The 281-nt window shown below is 38.8% G+C and carries 1 protein-coding gene; it reads left to right on the top strand.

Features of this window, described 5'->3' with window-relative positions; genetic code table 11:
* The coding region (locus JJQ60_RS22445; protein WP_201924779.1) for an AMP-binding protein at nt 1-281 on the top strand (281 nt) is incomplete at both ends.

Below are 281 nucleotides of genomic sequence, written 5' to 3'. Positions count from 1 at the left end.
GTTGATAAGCTATCGAGTTTAAAATACATTTTTCTGGCTGGAGAGGCTCTTCCTGGTAGTTTGATCGATGATTTTAATGCTCTTAATACTGGTATTGTTTTAGAAAACATTTATGGTCCAACCGAGGCTACTATTTATTGCAGTAGTTATTCTACTTCAGATTGGCAAGGGCAGTCCAGAGTTCCAATAGGGAAGCCGTTAAGTAATATGAAGTTATTTGTTATGGACTCAAGTTCTAAGTTGGTTCCTGTTGGAGTGCCTGGAGAGTTATGCATAGGAGG

This window comes from Aquimarina mytili, assembly GCF_016735115.1.
GTDB classification, from domain to species: Bacteria; Bacteroidota; Bacteroidia; order Flavobacteriales; family Flavobacteriaceae; genus Aquimarina; species Aquimarina mytili.
This window is presented reverse-complemented; position numbering and strand designations above follow the sequence as displayed.